The organism is Lysinibacillus sp. IITD104, from assembly GCF_036698265.2.
Taxonomy (GTDB): Bacteria; Bacillota; Bacilli; order Bacillales_A; family Planococcaceae; genus Lysinibacillus; species Lysinibacillus boronitolerans.
This window is the reverse complement of record NZ_JBAHYH020000001.1, coordinates 3,944,967-3,962,361: the sequence shown is the minus strand read 5'-3', so window position 1 is coordinate 3,962,361 and position 17,395 is coordinate 3,944,967. Positions and strand designations below refer to the sequence as shown.

Genomic DNA, 17,395 nt, shown 5'->3' with positions numbered 1-17,395 from the left:
TGAACTGCTCCCTGTCAAGTAGACAGTGGAAATAATAAAAAATGTATTAAGCGGCTTGAGCCCTGAATTCTAAAGGACTCAAGCCGTTTAATCGTTTCTGATAACGATAGTAATTATAAAAATGAATATAATCATCAATCGCTAGTTTTAACTCTTCATATGAATCGAACTTATGCAAATAATACTTCTCACACTTCAATGTGCCCCAAAATGATTCAATTGGTCCGTTATCAATACATCGACCAACACGGGACATACTTTGTGTCATATTGGCTGTTTCCACAATTCGTTTAAATCCCTTCGATGTATATTGAAAACCTCGATCACTATGTATTAATGGCTGCTCGCCTGATTGTAATGATTGAATAGCTGATTTTATTGTTTTGAAAACAAGGGAATTATTATTCGAATGACCGAACACATAACTTACAATTGAACCATCATATAAATCGATAATTGCACTTAAATAAGCTTTTTTCCCGTTTCCATACTTAAACTCTGTGACATCTGTACACCATTTTTCATTTGGCTTTTCCGAGGTAAATGCCCGATTTAATACGTTCTCCGCCACATGATGTGCTGGGGATTTACGATAAGGCTTTCTCTTTCGCCTAATAACGGACTTCAATCCACTCACCTGCATTAAACGATAAATACGCTTTTCGTTAACCGTCGCTTGATTATTTTCTTTTCGTTGACGATTGATTGTCAACGTCATACGACGATAGCCGTAAATGCCATCTACTTGGTGGTAAAGGAGATCAATATCCTTTGAAATGGCTTCATTTTCAACTTCTCTGTTAGATGGCTTGCGACTTAGCCACTTATAGTAAGCAGCGCGCGAAACACCCGCGATTTCACATAATAAAAGAATCGCAAGTTTCTCCTCTTGGTGTAATTCTTGAATTGCTAAATAGCGTTGTTGTAAGCGAATTTGGCTTAGTGACTCCTCCTTTCGATTTCCTCTAACTTTTTTAAAAATAGATTTTCAGCACGTAAGCGCTCATTTTCACGCTCGATTCGTTTGATTTCTAACCTTAATTTTTCTTCGGCTGTTAATTCAACTTCATTTTTTGTTCGACCGCGATGATCACGTAATCCCTCTTCACCAGTCGCTTCAAATTTCTTCACCCAATGGTATACCTGTTGATACGAAACATCATAGGCTTGTGCTGCTAATTGATAATTTTTCTGGCTCTTTAAACAGTAGTTGACAATTTGAATACGTTCCTCAAACGTTGTCTTTCTTCCTTTAGTCATAGTTTGGCTCATTCCTTTACCCGAATCTTTTATTTCACTATGACTAGTATACTTTTTCACCCAGCTTTTTAAAACAGAGATACTGCTAATCTTATATTGAGCGAGAATCTCCAGTAAAGTTAACCTTTCTTTAAGATAATCTTCTACCGCTTCTAGTTTTAATTCTTTGGAATACTTCGTCCAAGAGGTTGCTTCGATAAGTCCCTCTACTCCGTGTACTTCATATTTAATCTTCCAAATTTGAATAGTTTGCTTAGTTACTAAGAATTTTTCACATAATTCGTTGATAGAATAATAGCCTTCATTTAATAAATGAAGAACGTTTAATTTCACTTCAATTGTATGCTTACTTCGAGCCATGAAAAAACTCCCCTTAGATAAACAGATTTTATTTTTTAATCTGTCTACCTAATGGGGAGCATATCAAAATTCAGGGTGGCTTTTTTTCTTGTAAAATGTAAGAATATAAAATTATCAGAAATATTTCCGTTTTATGTTGACTGAATGCTCACTCATTTATTAGAATAGGAATATAATGATAAAGTGAAGTACATTTCTGTATGAACTAGCAAATTCGTCACAAAGAGAGAAAATTACGACAAACTAAAGGGGGGACCAACCATGAGTCCATTATTAATTGCTAACATTGTCTTAACAGTCGTGGTTGTGCTTTATGCAGTAGGATTGTTCTTCTACCTGTTGAAAACACGCTATAAGTATGTGCAATTGGGGAAAAAGGTTGAGTTTGATGAAAGTGTTAAAGAACGACTTCGTTATATTATGGTCAATGTATTTGGTCAAAATAAGCTATTAAAGGATCCAAAGAGTGGTTTAATCCACGTTATGTTTTTCTATGGATTTTTGATGGTACAGTTAGGGGCCATTGATTTAATTTGGAAAGGACTAGCACCAGAATCACATCTGCCATTAGGCATTTTCTATGGTGTCTTTACATTCTTCCAAGAGCTTGTAGTTTTAATGATTTTAATCGCGGTAGTGTGGGCATTTTACCGCCGCTATGTTGAAAAGCTGGTGCGGTTAAAACGAGGATGGAAAAATGGTCTTGTATTAATTTTCATTGGGGGATTAATGGTATCTACATTATTCGCTAATGGTATGGGATTAATTTGGCATGGTGAGGGATTAACTTATACGGAGCCAGTTGCTTCAAGTATTGCTGCTATTTTTGGCTTCCTACCTACATCAGTTGCCGCTGGCGTGTTTTATGTAATGTGGTGGGCACACCTTTTAATTCTATTAACGTTCCTTGTGTACGTACCGCAGTCTAAACATTTCCACTTAATTGTCAGTCCACTTAATGTTTACATGAATCGTTTAGATCGTACGGGCACATTAACACCAATTGATTTTGAGGCCTTAGAAGAAGCAGGAGAAAATGCTGAAAGCGAAGAGGATATGCCTTCTATTGGGGTAGGACGCATACAGGACTTCACGCAAAAGCAAATGCTCGATCTATACTCTTGTGTAGAATGTGGACGTTGTACAAACATGTGTCCAGCAACAGGAACAGGAAAAATGCTGTCTCCTATGGATTTAATCGTGAAATTGCGTGATCATTTAACATTTACGGGCGCTGTTGTAACAAAACAAAAACCATGGGTGCCTTATCAATTCTTTGCCAATACAAAGGGTAATCAACTTGCAATGGCAGCTGGTGCTGAAGGTGCTGTAATTGAGGATATTTACAGTCCATCTTTAATTGGCGATGTCATTACAGAAGAGGAAATTTGGGCTTGTACGACATGTCGTAACTGTGAAGATCAATGCCCAGTAATGAATGAGCATGTTGATAAAATCATTGATCTACGTCGTTATCTAACAATGACTGAAGGAAAAGTAAATCCTGATGCTCAACGTGCAATGACGAATATCGAACGACAAGGTAATCCTTGGGGCTTAAACCGTAAGGAAAAAGAAAATTGGCGTGATCTAGATCCAACAATCCAAATCCCAACTGTAAAAGAGCTAAAAAAATCTGGTGAGGAAATGGAATATTTATTCTGGGTTGGTTCGATGGGAGCTTTCGATAACCGCTCTCAAAAAATTGCTTTAGCTTTCTGTCGCCTATTAAACGAAGCTGGTGTGAAGTTTGCAATCTTAGGTAATAAAGAGAAAAACTCTGGGGATACACCTCGCCGTTTAGGGAATGAATTCTTATTCCAAGAGCTGGCTACAGCGAATATTGATGAGTTTGAGAAAAATGACGTGAAGAAAATTGTAACAATCGATCCTCATGCTTACAATATCTTTAAAAATGAATATCAAGACTTTGGCTGGAAAGGCGAAGTGTATCATCATACTGAGTTATTAAATCAGCTAATTGAGGAAAATCGTCTAGCGCTAAACTATGAGGTTCATGAAACGATTGTTTTCCATGATTCCTGTTATTTAGGCCGCTACAATGATGTGTACGATGCCCCACGTGAAATTCTTCGAGGTATCCCTGGCGTGAAGCTTGTTGAAATGGAACGTAATCGCGAAACAGCGATGTGCTGTGGTGCTGGTGGTGGCTTAATGTGGATGGAAGAGCATGTAGGAAATCGCATTAACGTAGCGCGAACTGAGCAGGCTCTTGCAACAAATGCATCAGTTATTTCATCGGGCTGTCCTTACTGCCTAACAATGCTAGAGGATGGTACAAAGGCTAAAGAGGTTGAAGACTCTATTGGAACATTTGATGTTGCAGAATTACTAGAGCGTTCCGTGTTCGGTGAAAAAGTAAAGGTAGTTAATCCTTCTTCAGAAGAAACAGAAGAAACATACGAAGAAGTGGTAGCATCTATAGAAAATGCTCAACAAGACGAGAATACGGAAGCAAACGCAGAAAAATGATTGCTATTGCAGAAATATTTTAGTTATCTGAAAAATATAAATTGCACAATAAAAAATTGTTTTGTAGAATAAGATTAAATGGGAATGGGAGTTGAGATAATAAACTCCCATTTTTCCTCGATAGAAGTCGAGCGAGCGTTCAGTCAATGATGCTTTGCAGCTTCATCGAGAACGTAAAACAAAAGGGGTGTTTTACTTGAATAGAGCTGTAATTTTAGCAGGAGCTAGAACTGCATTTGGTAAATTTGGAGGTTCATTATCAGCATTACATGCAAGTGATTTAGGTGCGATTGCAATCAAAGGGGCATTAGAGAAAGCAAATCTTGCACCTGAAGAAGTGGATGAGGTAATTTTAGGTTCTGTTTTACAAGGGGGACAGGGTCAAATTCCTTCTCGACAGGCTGCACTGAAGGCCAATTTACCAACAGCAGTAAAAACAGAAACAATCAATAAAGTTTGTGCTTCAGGGATGCGTGCGGTGACATTAGCAGATCAATTGATTCGTTTAGGGGACGAAGAAGTGATTATTGCGGGTGGCATGGAATCTATGTCCAATGCACCATATTATCTTCTGAATGGTCGAAACGGTTTGCGTATGGGAGATTCTACAATGGTAGATGGCATGCTATATGACGGCTTAACATGTGCTTTCGATAAAGCAAGACCGCATATGGGTAGCTATGGTAATGCAACAGCTAAAGAATTCTCGCTAAGTCGAGAAGAACAGGATACTTGGTCAGTACGCAGTCATGAACGCGCGCTAGCGGCAATTGAAAAAGGTTATTTTGCTGAAGAAATCGTACCAGTAGAGATTCCTCAACGAAAAGGTGAACCACTTATTGTTGATATAGACGAGGCGCCAAGAGCAGGAACGTCTTTGGAAATACTGGCGAAGTTAAAACCAGCCTTTGACAAGGATGGCACGATTACAGCAGGTAATGCACCTGGGGTTAACGACGGTGCATGTGCACTTGTCGTCATGAGTGAGGAACGTGCAAAACGTGAAGGTAGAGAACCATTGGCAGTAATTATTGGTCATGAAGAGCTTGCGCTTGAGCCTGAAAACTTCCCACAAACACCAGGTCTTGTTATTAATAAATTACTGAAAAAGACCAATAAATCATTAGCAGATATTGATTTAATTGAAATCAATGAAGCCTTTGCGGCGGTTGCTTTAGTTAGCAAGCAGTTGGCAGATTTAGATGCGGAAAAAGTGAATGTTAATGGTGGTGCAGTTGCTTTAGGTCATCCTATTGGGGCATCTGGTGCACGTATAATATTAACACTTGCACAGGAATTGAAGCGTCGTGGCGGTGGCATCGGCATTGCTGCAATCTGTTCAGGCGGCGGTCAAGGTGATGCAATTATGATTGAAGTACCAAAAACAGGGGGACTGAACTAATGGGAATTCAAAAGGTAATGGTCATTGGTGCGGGGCAAATGGGCTCTGGCATTGCCCAAGTTTGTGCACAAGCAGGCTTTGATGTGAAATTGAACGATATCAAACAAGAATTTTTCGAGCGTGGATTAGGGGTTATTACGAAAAATTTATCACGTGATGTAGAAAAAGGTCGTAAAACAGAAGATGAGAAGGCTGCTGTTCTAGGTCGAATTAGTATGTCACTAGATTTACAGGATGCTAGTGATGTAGATATTATCATTGAAGCAGCTGTAGAAAATATGGAAATTAAGCAGTCTATCTTTAAGCAACTTGATGGCATTGCGCCAGCACATGCTATTTTAGCTACGAATACATCTTCACTGCCTATTACGGAAATTGCAGCAGTAACAAAACGTCCAGAGCAAGTAATTGGTATGCATTTTATGAATCCTGTACCAGTTATGAAACTTGTCGAAATCATTCGAGGCTTAGCAACAACAGATGAAGTGTACAAAGCTGTTGAAGAGATGACGGTTAAATTATCGAAAACACCTGTAGAAGTGAATGATTTCCCAGGGTTTATTTCAAACCGAATCCTACTACCAATGATTAATGAAGCGATTTACGCACTTTACGAAGGTGTAGCGACAAAAGAAGCAATTGATGATGTGATGAAGCTTGGTATGAATCATCCGATGGGGCCATTAACATTGGCAGACTTCATTGGTTTAGATACTTGTCTTTACATCATGGAAATTTTACATGAGGGTCTCGGAGACAGTAAATATCGCCCTTGTCCACTGTTACGTAAATATGTTGCGGCTGGCTGGCTAGGTAAGAAATCAGGAAGAGGCTTTTACGTTTACGAATAATCCTATGGGGATGGGGTTATTTAGATGTTTTGGGACAACTTAGAGGGGTGACATTATAGATGCATTTGCAATTTACAGATGAGCAAATTATGATGCGCGATATGGTTCGTCAATTTGCTCAGGAAAAAATTCAACCATGGGTGGAGCGAATGGAAGTGGGAGAATTTCCACGTGAGCTTCTACAGCAAATGGGTGAACTTGGCTTAATGGGGATTACGACTCCAGAACACTTAGGTGGCTCTGGTATGGATTTTACATCTTATATTATTGCGATTAATGAACTATCAAAAGTAAGCGCTGTAATGGGTGTTATTTTATCCGTCCACACTTCAGTTGGAACGAATCCAATTATTTACTTTGGGAATGACGAACAAAAGAAACGTTATGTACCAAAGCTTGCAACAGGCGAATATTTAGGCGCATTTTGTTTAACAGAACCAAGTGCAGGCTCAGACGCTGGCTCTTTACAGTCAAAGGCAGTGCGTGATGGTGATGAATATGTGATTAACGGCTCCAAAGTATTTATTACAAATGGTGGAGAAGCTGATGTGTATATTGTATTCGCCTCTACTAACTCAGCTGAAAAAACAAAGGGTATCTCGGCATTTATTGTTGAAAAGGGAACACCTGGTTTAATCATCGGAAAAGATGAGCATAAGATGGGCTTACACGGCTCACGTACAGTTCAGCTGACATTCGATAATTGTCGCATTCCAGCCGACAACCTACTTGGGGAAGAGGGAGAAGGCTTTAAAATTGCGATGGCCAATTTAGATGTTGGACGAATCGGCATTGCGGCACAGGCGTTAGGAATTGCTGAGGCGGCACTAGAGGCGTCTACTACTTATGCTAAAGAACGCATTCAATTTGGCAAGCCGATTGCCGCACAACAAGGTGTTGGCTTTAAGCTTGCGGATATGGCAACGGCTGTTGAATCTGCAAAACTGTTAGTCTATCGTGCAGCTGATTTACGTGCAAAAGGTTTACCATGTGGAGCAGAAGCTTCAATGGCTAAACTTTTCTCATCACGAACAGCGGTACAAACGGCAATAGAAGCTGTTCAAATATTTGGCGGCTACGGCTATACGGAAGATTATCCAGTAGAGCGCTATTTCCGCGATGCAAAGGTGACAGAAATATATGAAGGTACAAGTGAAATTCAACGACTAGTCATTAGTAAACATTTACTGAAATAAAGCCTGATATTAGGAATGGTACAAAGTGGTGGAATCATTCCAGAGTGAGGGAGACACGCTCATAGAGGGTGTATATCTGCTCTAAAAAGTGAGAGAAGCGCTCAATCCAACCTAACAATAATCAGGTAACACAAAACAGAGTCTAACTAAAAAGGGGAAATGGACAATGAACTTTCAGTTAACAGAAGAGCATGAACAATTACGTGAAATGATTCGTGATTTTGCTATAAATGAAGTGGCGCCAACAGCTGCTGAACGTGACGAAAATGAAGAATTTGACCGTGCGATTTTCGACAAAATGGCGGAGCTTGGGCTTACTGGTATTCCATGGCCTGAGGAATATGGTGGTGCAGGATTTGATTACCTTGCATATGTCATTGCTGTTGAGGAACTATCACGTGTTTGTGCTTCGACTGGGGTAACTTTATCTGCACATACTTCACTGGCAGGTTGGCCTCTTTACAAGTTCGGTACAGAAGAACAAAAACAAAAATATCTTCGCCCAATGGCTGAAGGTAAACATATTGGTGCCTATGGTTTGACAGAACCTGGCTCTGGCTCTGATGCGGGCGGCATGAAAACTTATGCAAAACGTGATGGCGATGATTATATTTTAAATGGCTCAAAAATCTTTATTACGAACGGTGGAGTAGCAGATACATATATTGTATTTGCAGTAACAGATCCAGAAGCAAAACATGGCACATCCGCATTTATCGTGGAAGCTGGATTTGAAGGTTTCTCTGTAGGGAAGAAAGAAAAGAAATTAGGAATTCGTTCATCTCCAACAACAGAGATTATTTTTGATAACTGTCGTGTTCCAAAGGAAAATCTATTAGGAGCTGAAGGGGAAGGCTTTAAGATTGCGATGACGACACTGGATGGTGGACGTAATGGTATTGCGGCTCAAGCAGTAGGAATTGCACAAGGAGCTTTAGATGCAGCAGTTGACTACGCCAAAGAACGTGTGCAATTTGGTAAACCGATCACTGCAAATCAAGGTATTTCCTTCAAATTAGCAGATATGGCAACTCAAATAGAGGCTTCTCGACTTCTTACATACCAGGCGGCATGGTTAGAATCTAATAACCTACCATATGGTAAGGCATCTGCAATGGCGAAATTAATGGCTGGCGATACAGCAATGAGTGTAACGACAGAGGCGGTTCAAGTATTTGGTGGCTATGGTTATACAAAAGATTACCCAGTAGAGCGCTTTATGCGTGATGCTAAAATTACACAAATTTACGAAGGTACGCAGGAGATTCAACGTCTTGTAATCTCGCGTATGCTAACGAAATAATTGATGACTGAAAAAGATAAAAGGCCCCAAGTCCAGTCAACCGTAAAAGATGAAAATCTAATCGCCATTCGTCGTGAACAAATGATTCAAGGAGCTATTAAGTTATTTAAAGAAAAAGGCTTTCACCGTGCCACGACGAGAGAGATTGCAAAAGCTGCTGGCTTTAGTATCGGTACTTTGTATGAATATATTCGAACGAAAGAAGATGTTCTATACCTTGTTTGTGACAGTATCTATCACCATGCAATGGAGCGTCTTTCAAGTTATGAGATTAAAGCAGGAACTATTGATGAGCTAAAAGAAATGATCCGGGAATACTTCCTGCAAATCGATAGTATGGTTGATGAGCTAACAATCATGTATCAAGAAACAAAATCATTGTCAAAAGAAGCACAACGCTATGTCTTTAGTAAAGAATTTGAAATGGTTGCCACATTTGAACGCTTATTACAGCGATGCGTGCAGTCTGGCGAACTAACAATGACAGACAAGCAAATCCATTTAGCAGCCAATAACTTAGTTGTTTCAGGACAAAGTTGGGCGTTCCGCAAATGGGCTTTACATCGTCAGCATTCTATAGACGAATTCATTGACATGCAAATCACCTTGTTCATTTCAGGCATAAAGGGGTTCTAATATTTTGTAAGGGGTTTGTCAGCAATTGCATATAGCGATATTGCAATTGCTGGCTTTTTTTATTTAATAAGGGGAGAAAGTGGGGATTTCATATGACAAAGGTAGAAGTATATCGTCCAAAAAATCACGTACGTTTTGTGACAGCATCGAGTCTTTTTGATGGACATGATGCTTCAGTCAATATTATGCGACGCATTTTACAATCGAGCGGTGTAGAAGTAATCCATTTAGGTCATAACCGTTCTGTTGAAGAAGTCGTGAATGCTGCGATACAAGAAGATGCACAAGGGATTGCTGTTTCTTCTTATCAAGGCGGACATATGGAATACTTTAAATATATGTATGATTTACTGCGTGAAAAAGGAGCACCACATATTAAAATTTATGGCGGTGGTGGAGGAGTTATTTTACCACGTGAAATTAAAGAGCTTCATACGTATGGTATTGCAGGGATATTCTCACCAGAGGATGGCCGTGTTTTAGGGCTACAGGGAATGATTAATGAACAAATTAAAGGAACAGATTTTCCGACTGCAACAGGTAATTATTTAGAGAAATTAAAGGCTTTAACGACAGAGACGCCTGAGATTTTAGCCAATCTAATAACAGCAGCTGAGTCAAATGACGATGAAGCTACGAAAGAAATGCTAGCAGAGGCAAGAAAGCTTTCAAAGGGTACGCCTGTAATGGGGATTACGGGAACAGGTGGTGCAGGGAAATCATCCTTAACGGATGAATTGATTCGCCGCTTCCTAAAAGAATTCCCAGATAAACGTGTAGCCATCCTATCCGTTGATCCAACAAAGCAAAAAACGGGTGGAGCATTGCTTGGGGATCGTATTCGTATGAATGCTATTTTTAATAACCGCGTTTATATGCGTAGTTTAGCAACACGTGGCTCACGTACTGAATTATCTGCATCAATTGGTGATGTGCTAGATGTAGTACGTGTAGCAGGTTATGACTTAATCATCGTAGAAACAAGTGGAATTGGTCAAGGTGATGCCGAAATTACTAAATACACGGATCTATCCATGTATGTCATGACAAGCGAATTTGGTGCACCTACACAACTTGAGAAGATCGATATGATTGACTTTGCAGATGTTATTGCGATCAATAAATTTGAGCGAAAAGGCTCAGAGGATGCCCTTCGACAAGTACAAAAACAATATCAACGTTCACGTGAGCTTTGGGATGAATCACTTGATAGCATGCCAGTCTACGGTACAATTGCTAGCCAATTTAATGACAAAGGAACAAATGCATTATTTGCCGCCCTCGTTAAAATAATTAATGAAAAAACAGGCTTTAATTGGGAAACAAGCTATGAGCAATTTGCGAAAACGCAAAAGCAAGATGTTATCATTCCAAACGATCGCCGTTATTATTTACGTGAGATTACGGACACTGTCCGCGGCTATCATAAAAAAACAGAGCAGCAGGTGGGATTTGCTCGACGACTATTCCAATTAGAAGGTGCTATTGCAGCAGTTCAAGAAAAAGCGCCAGATGATGCGCTTGTGGCATCGCTTACTTCTTTAGCAGAAGGTGTTAGAGATGAATTAACAGCAGAATCCAAGCGTATATTGGATAATTGGCAGGCATTAAAAGAAGCTTATGCTGGTGATGAGTTTGTGACTAAAGTTCGCGATAAAGAAATTCGTACCATCTTAAAAACAACTAGTCTTTCTGGCACGAAAATTCCAAAAGTAGCATTACCGAAGTTTGAAGACTATGGTGAAATCTTGCGTTGGGTTTATAAAGAAAATGTTCCTGGAGAATTCCCATATACGGCAGGTGTTTTCCAATTCAAACGTGAGGGTGAAGATCCGAAGCGTCAATTTGCTGGCGAGGGAACACCAGAACGTACAAATAAACGCTTCCACTATTTATCGAAGGATGATGATGCAAAACGATTATCTACAGCCTTTGACTCCGTGACATTGTATGGGGAGGACCCAGATTACCGACCAGATATTTACGGTAAAGTCGGAGAATCAGGTGTATCGATCTGTACACTAGAAGATATGAAAAAGCTTTACGCAGGGTTTGATTTATGTGCACCGTCTACATCTGTATCAATGACTATTAATGGACCAGCACCTATTATTTTAGCAATGTTTATGAATACAGCAATCGATCAACAAGTTCAATTACGTGAGCAAGAGCTAGGACGAACTTTGACAGTTGAAGAGTTTACCGAGACACGTGAAAAAACATTGCAGGTTGTACGTGGAACAGTGCAAGCCGATATTCTAAAGGAAGATCAAGGACAGAATACATGTATTTTCTCAACAGAGTTTGCTTTACGTATGATGGGCGATATTCAGCAATACTTTATAGACCATAAAGTACGTAACTATTATTCTGTTTCCATTTCGGGTTATCATATTGCGGAAGCTGGCGCAAACCCTATTTCTCAATTAGCCTTCACCTTAGCTAATGGCTTTACGTATGTAGAGTATTATTTAAGTCGTGGCATGAATATCAATGACTTTGCACCAAATTTATCATTCTTCTTCTCAAATGGACTAGATCCAGAGTATACAGTAATCGGTCGTGTCGCACGACGTATTTGGGCGATTGTAATGCGTGATAAATACGGTGCGAATGAGCGCGCTCAAAAGCTAAAGTATCATATTCAAACGTCTGGGCGTAGTTTACACGCACAAGAGATTGATTTCAATGATATTCGTACAACATTACAGGCTTTAATGGCATTACAAGATAACTGTAATTCATTGCATACAAACGCCTACGATGAGGCCATTACTACACCTACGGAGGAATCTGTAAGACGTGCTATGGCAATTCAAATGATTATTACAAAAGAGCATGGTCTAGCAAAAAATGAAAACCCACTACAAGGCGCGTTTATTGTTGAAGAATTAACAGATCTTGTGGAAGAAGCGGTTCTTGAAGAGTTTGATCGTATCAATGATCGTGGCGGTGTGTTAGGAGCTATGGAAACACAATACCAACGTGGTAAAATTCAAGAAGAATCTATGTACTACGAAATGTTAAAACATTCAGGAGAGTTACCAATCATTGGTGTTAATACTTACTTGAACCCAAATCCACCTTCAGATGCTGATATAGATAATATGGAAATTGCTCGTGCATCGACAGAAGAAAAAGAGACGCAAATTCGTAATTTACAAGCCTTTTGGAAAGCACATGAAGAGGAAAGTGAAGCTGCGATTGCACGTCTACAAGAAGTGGCTGTCAATAATGGTAACATTTTTGCTGAGCTGATGGAGTCAGTAAAAGTAGCAAGTTTAGGGCAAATTACAAAAGCTTTATATGAAGTTGGCGGACAATATCGTCGTAATATGTAAGCAAGGTTGATCAAAACTTCTTGTATTCTACTTCAAGCATCATGCTTCTCTAATTTCTAGTGTCTAGTCTTAAGATTAGGCACTTCTTTTTATTTTCGTTATAATAGAAATGTAAAAAAAGGGGAGGCGCAGTAGAGGATGAAATCAGCTATTCACTACATAATTATATTAGCTTTAGTATTGGGAGCCTTTTTCCTGTATAATAAGCAAATTGGCGCTATTCCTTTACTACTATTATCTGTCTATTTGTTTTATCTTGGAATAAAAAAAATGCGTAATATAAAAAACAGTAATTGAAGCTAGCAAAGGGGCTAAAACTTTGTATATAATGGGTATTATGCTTATTGTATGGAAAGTACCTTTTGCGTGGCCTTTTTTGCTGCGCTTGGAGAATAAAGCACCATGTAATTTTAAAACGTCCATTGTGACGAGGGAAAGGAAGTGCACGAATTGAATTTTCGTGAAATGACAAAGGAACAATTAACAGAAGAATCGTTAATTAACTTAGCTTATGCAATTTTAAATGAAAAACGTGCCTCAGTGTCTTTTAATGATTTATTAAAATTAATTCAAGAGCTTGTGGGCTACAGTGATGCAGAAATGAAATCCCGTCTGTTACAATTTTATACAGATATCAATATTGATGGTCGCTTCTTATATAATCAAGAAGCAGGCTGGGGCTTACGTGAATGGTTTAAAGTAGAGCAAATCGAAGAAGAAACAGCACCTTCTGTTAAAACTCAAAAGAAAAAATCTAAAGCTGCCTTTGATGATGAAGATCTTGATGAAGATGTAGACTTAGATGAAGAAGATATCGACTTTGATGAAGACTTTGAAGAGTTCATTGATGAAGAGGATCTTGAGGAAGAAGATGACGATAAAGAAGATATCGACTTTGACGATGAAGAACTAGAAGAAATTGATGAAGAAATCGATGAAGAGTTTATTGATGAAGAGGAAGAAGAATTTGAAGAAGAAGAGGAAGAGATCTAATACAGTACTCTTAGAATTTTCTTTCTTTTAAGCTAGAAGCAAAAAATCTTGACTTCTATCGCGGTTACGTTTAATCTTTTACTTGGGCTCCTTAAAAGAAGGAGAAAGACCGTGTATATAATACGCTCCCCCTGCAAACCTATGCAGGAGGAGCGTTTTTTTGTTTTTAACTTTAATCATTTTAGTTCTCCCATACTTTTAATACCGATATGAATATAAATGTTTTTAATTATTCATGATGTATAGTAAACGGTGACTGAAAAGTTATTAGAGTTTTATGGTTTAAAGGAAAGTGGAAAAGAGATAGAACCGATTACAGCTTCGAATCGACTACATTTTGTAGACATTCTCGGCTTTTCTTTTTTTAGGGTATTAGAATGTAAATGGTTCTGATCCCCCCTAAACGCACTAATATTTTAGAACATCATAAGGAGGAATTTATTCATGACGAAGTATATTTTTGTAACAGGTGGGGTTGTATCATCACTTGGAAAAGGGATTGTTGCAGCATCTTTGGGCCGTTTATTAAAAAATCGTGGGTTAGAAGTTACGATTCAAAAATTTGACCCATATATCAATATTGACCCAGGTACGATGAGTCCTTATCAACATGGTGAGGTTTTTGTAACAGATGATGGTGCTGAGGCTGATTTAGACTTAGGACACTATGAACGTTTTATTGATATTAACCTAGGGAAACATTCTACAGTAACTTCAGGTCGTGTTTACCAATCTGTATTACAGAAAGAACGTCGTGGAGATTATAACGGTGGAACTGTCCAAGTAATTCCTCATATTACAAACGAAATCAAAGATCGTATTCAACGTGCTGGTCGTGAAACAAATGCAGACGTTGTCATTACAGAGGTTGGTGGAACAGTAGGTGATATTGAATCATTACCATTCCTAGAAGCCATTCGCCAAATGAAAACAAATTTAGGGCATAACAATGTAATGTATATACACTGTACGCTTATTCCTTATATTAAAGCAGCTGGTGAACTTAAAACAAAACCTACACAGCATTCTGTTAAAGAATTACGCTCTTTAGGTATTCAGCCAAATATTATCGTAGTCCGTACAGAGCAAGAAGTACCACAAGATATGAAAGAGAAATTAGCATTATTCTGTGATGTTCAACCACATGAAATTATTGAGTCTCGTGATGCTGAGCATTTATATGAAGTACCATTAAACCTGCATGCGCAAGATATAGATGATATTGTTTTAGATCATTTTGGCATTGAAGCACCAGAGGCAGACATGGAAGAATGGCGTGAACTTGTAGAAAAAGTGAAAAACTTACCAAATAAAAGAAAGATAGCATTAGTAGGGAAATACGTAGAACTACAAGATGCTTACATTTCTGTAGTTGAGGCATTAAAGCATGCAGGATATGCATTTAATTCTGATATTGAAATTGACTGGATTAATGCAGAACACGTTGATGCTGACAATGTTGCCACGCTATTAAAAGGTGCTGACGCTATTTTAGTACCAGGCGGCTTTGGTGATCGTGGTGTTGAAGGTAAAATTTTAGCGACGCAATATGCACGTGAAAATAATGTTCCTTTCCTAGGCATTTGTTTAGGTATGCAATTAGCAACAGTAGAATTTGCACGTAATGTTCTTGGTCTAAAAGGTGCTCATTCTACAGAGCTTGATGCAAATACAGAGTATCCAATTATCGACTTCCTACCAGATCAAAATGATACTGTGGATATCGGTGGTACTTTACGTTTAGGCTTATATCCATGTAAATTAAAAGATGGTTCGAAAGCAAGCAAAGCTTATGGGAAAGAGCTTGTTTATGAGCGTCATCGTCACCGTTATGAATTTAACAATGAATATCGTGAGGCAATGGAAGCAGCTGGCCTTGTCTTCTCAGGTACAAGCCCTGATGGCAAATTGGTTGAAATTATTGAGCTACCAGAAAACAATTTCTTTGTAGCATGTCAATTCCACCCAGAGCTAGTGTCACGTCCAAATCGTCCACAACCATTGTTCCGTGACTTTATCGGCGCAACATTTAAATAGTCAAAAAAGTTGTCTCGTGTATAACGAGACAACTCTTTTTAAATTGATCACTACAATTCTTCTTCATCTAACCCAAGCATTTCATCATAAGCCATTTTGACAGCTTCATAAACAAAGAGTCCTGCAAGTGCATGTGGTATAACAATACGTTGACCTAGATCATTGGGTATTAAACCGCCTTTAACGCGTGTAGAGACATACGTATAGGCTAAATCTGCAAGAGGGTTTTCTACACTAGCTGCTTCACTAGCTACAGCAGCAAAGGGAATAAATTGTGTATTTAATTTTTGAGCTAAGACGAGTGCTTCTTCATCATTTGCACTACGAGTAAAAATGCAAACACGATCAGCTTCTGTTAAGCTTGTGTCTGAAGTCCATGGTGCTAACTTGCTAAACGGTTCAACTGCTTGAAGTGCATTTAATTCCACAATCTGCATTTCTCCAAAGCAAGCAAAATAGACATTTCCTTCGCCAATTGCGGCTTGTGCTAATAACCTTGCTGTCTCTTCGATAGCATCTTCTTCATTTTGAGTAATTCTTTGTAATAATCCACTTAATTGTGTTGTTAGTATTTTTGACATGTTCCCACCTCTATTCATATTATAGGGGGTAAAAGGTAGAAAGCAAAAGCAGATAATTTATAATACTAGAAGGTATTAAGCTGAAAAAGGAGAATTATACATAATAAAGAAAGTTTTTGTGTAAGAATAAAACTAAAAAGGGCGGAATGCGATGTGAAACGATTACTAATTGTCGATGATCAGCAGGGAATTCGTTTACTTTTAAATGAAGTGCTGAAAAAGGAAGGGTATATTACATATTTAGCAGCTAATGGTTCAGAGGCATTAAAGTATGCAGACGAACAAGAGATGGATTGTGTTTTGCTGGACATGAAAATTCCTGGAATGGATGGTATTGAAATTTTGAGACGTTTAAAAGAGAAGTTTCCGAAGCTGCCTGTTTTTATGATGACAGCATACGGAGAGCTGGATGTTGTGCAAGAAGCGTTAGAATTAGGAGCCATTCGTTACTTTACAAAACCATTTGATATTTTCGAAGTGCGTGATGAAGTAAATAAAGCTTTACAAGCTTAAAAAGCAGGCGGTGGACACACGGCCTGTTTTTTTATGTTGATTAATAGCCCCTGCTTTTCAGGTGCGAGGACTTCGTTGCGTTCCACTTCACTTCGTCAACCCTGCCGCTTCATTACATTCCGCTTTCGGGTAGAAAATAATAGCCCCTGCTTTTCAGGGGCTAGGACTTCGTTACGTTCCACTACACTGCGTCAACCCTGCCGCTTCATTACATTCCGCTTTCGGGTAGAAAATAATAGCCCCTGCTTTTCAGGGGCTAAGACTTCGTTACGTTCCACTACACTTCGTCAACCCTGCCGCTACGTTACACTTCGCTTTCGGGTAGAAAATAATAGCCCCTGCTTTTCAGGGTCTAAGACTTCGTTACGTTCCACTACACTGCGTCAACCCTGCCGCTACGTTACACTTCGCTTTCGGGTAGAAAATAAT

Annotated in this window: 12 protein-coding genes; 10 read left to right on the top strand and 2 right to left on the bottom strand. The window is 38.9% G+C overall.

Features of this window, described 5'->3' with window-relative positions:
* Positions 1-46: 46 nt before the first annotated feature.
* Positions 47-1,620 (bottom strand): IS3 family transposase gene (locus V1L66_RS19930; RefSeq protein WP_128568306.1). Its coding sequence is split into 2 segments (ribosomal slippage): positions 47-978 and positions 978-1,620, totalling 1,575 coding nucleotides; the frame shifts between segments, so codons are not numbered across the junction.
* Between the two features lie 261 nt (positions 1,621-1,881).
* Between V1L66_RS19930 and V1L66_RS19925 the strand changes: the two genes are divergently transcribed.
* From V1L66_RS19925 to V1L66_RS19885, 9 genes are all read left to right on the top strand, one after another.
* Positions 1,882-4,113 carry a heterodisulfide reductase-related iron-sulfur binding cluster gene (locus V1L66_RS19925; protein ID WP_016993592.1) on the top strand — a complete coding sequence of 744 codons (2,232 nt, stop codon included), beginning with the start codon at positions 1,882-1,884 and terminating at the stop codon, positions 4,111-4,113.
* 196 nt (positions 4,114-4,309) lie between these two features.
* Positions 4,310-5,515: an acetyl-CoA C-acetyltransferase gene (locus V1L66_RS19920; protein WP_016993591.1), complete on the top strand. Its 1,206-nt coding sequence runs from the start codon at positions 4,310-4,312 to the stop codon at positions 5,513-5,515.
* Complete coding sequence (locus V1L66_RS19915; RefSeq protein ID WP_333006894.1) at positions 5,515-6,366, top strand: 3-hydroxybutyryl-CoA dehydrogenase; 852 nt, start codon at positions 5,515-5,517, stop codon at positions 6,364-6,366. The genes V1L66_RS19920 and V1L66_RS19915 overlap by 1 nt, the downstream gene beginning before the upstream one ends.
* A gap of 59 nt (positions 6,367-6,425) precedes the next feature.
* On the top strand, positions 6,426-7,562 hold the full coding sequence (locus V1L66_RS19910; protein WP_333006896.1) for an acyl-CoA dehydrogenase: 1,137 nt from the start codon (positions 6,426-6,428) through the stop codon (positions 7,560-7,562).
* 166 nt (positions 7,563-7,728) lie between these two features.
* The gene (locus tag V1L66_RS19905) at positions 7,729-8,865 is read left to right on the top strand and encodes an acyl-CoA dehydrogenase (protein WP_016993589.1); all 1,137 of its coding nucleotides are present in this window, start codon (positions 7,729-7,731) and stop codon (positions 8,863-8,865) included.
* Between the two features lie 3 nt (positions 8,866-8,868).
* Positions 8,869-9,501, top strand: coding sequence for a TetR/AcrR family transcriptional regulator (locus V1L66_RS19900; protein WP_016993588.1), 633 nt, complete (start codon positions 8,869-8,871; stop codon positions 9,499-9,501).
* 92 nt (positions 9,502-9,593) lie between these two features.
* Positions 9,594-12,842 carry a fused isobutyryl-CoA mutase/GTPase IcmF gene (gene icmF, locus V1L66_RS19895; RefSeq protein ID WP_016993587.1) on the top strand — a complete coding sequence of 1,083 codons (3,249 nt, stop codon included), beginning with the start codon at positions 9,594-9,596 and terminating at the stop codon, positions 12,840-12,842.
* A gap of 450 nt (positions 12,843-13,292) precedes the next feature.
* Entirely contained in the window at positions 13,293-13,835 is a 543-nt protein-coding gene (gene rpoE / locus V1L66_RS19890) for a DNA-directed RNA polymerase subunit delta (RefSeq protein WP_088364077.1), read from the top strand.
* 444 nt (positions 13,836-14,279) lie between these two features.
* Positions 14,280-15,872, top strand: coding sequence for a CTP synthase (locus V1L66_RS19885; protein ID WP_333006899.1), 1,593 nt, complete (start codon positions 14,280-14,282; stop codon positions 15,870-15,872).
* 50 nt (positions 15,873-15,922) lie between these two features.
* On the opposite strand, the gene V1L66_RS19880 is transcribed toward V1L66_RS19885, so the two are convergent.
* Positions 15,923-16,453 carry a DUF2529 family protein gene (locus V1L66_RS19880; protein ID WP_036078238.1) on the bottom strand — a complete coding sequence of 177 codons (531 nt, stop codon included), beginning with the start codon at positions 16,451-16,453 and terminating at the stop codon, positions 15,923-15,925.
* A gap of 153 nt (positions 16,454-16,606) precedes the next feature.
* Between V1L66_RS19880 and V1L66_RS19875 the strand changes: the two genes are divergently transcribed.
* Positions 16,607-16,966 carry a response regulator gene (locus V1L66_RS19875; RefSeq protein ID WP_016995617.1) on the top strand — a complete coding sequence of 120 codons (360 nt, stop codon included), beginning with the start codon at positions 16,607-16,609 and terminating at the stop codon, positions 16,964-16,966.
* The last annotated feature ends 429 nt before the right edge of the window (positions 16,967-17,395 follow it).

Excerpts from the sequence above, each read along its gene's own strand:
- V1L66_RS19925 (WP_016993592.1), top strand. The coding sequence starts at position 1,882 with ATGAGTCCATTATTAATTGCTAACATTGTCTTAACAGTCGTGGTTGTG.
- V1L66_RS19915 (WP_333006894.1), top strand. The coding sequence starts at position 5,515 with ATGGGAATTCAAAAGGTAATGGTCATTGGTGCGGGGCAAATGGGCTCT.
- V1L66_RS19910 (WP_333006896.1), top strand. The coding sequence starts at position 6,426 with ATGCATTTGCAATTTACAGATGAGCAAATTATGATGCGCGATATGGTT.
- V1L66_RS19905 (WP_016993589.1), top strand. The coding sequence starts at position 7,729 with ATGAACTTTCAGTTAACAGAAGAGCATGAACAATTACGTGAAATGATT.
- V1L66_RS19900 (WP_016993588.1), top strand. The coding sequence starts at position 8,869 with ATGACTGAAAAAGATAAAAGGCCCCAAGTCCAGTCAACCGTAAAAGAT.
- icmF (WP_016993587.1), top strand. The coding sequence starts at position 9,594 with ATGACAAAGGTAGAAGTATATCGTCCAAAAAATCACGTACGTTTTGTG.
- V1L66_RS19885 (WP_333006899.1), top strand. The coding sequence starts at position 14,280 with ATGACGAAGTATATTTTTGTAACAGGTGGGGTTGTATCATCACTTGGA.
- V1L66_RS19880 (WP_036078238.1), bottom strand. The coding sequence starts at position 16,453 with ATGTCAAAAATACTAACAACACAATTAAGTGGATTATTACAAAGAATT.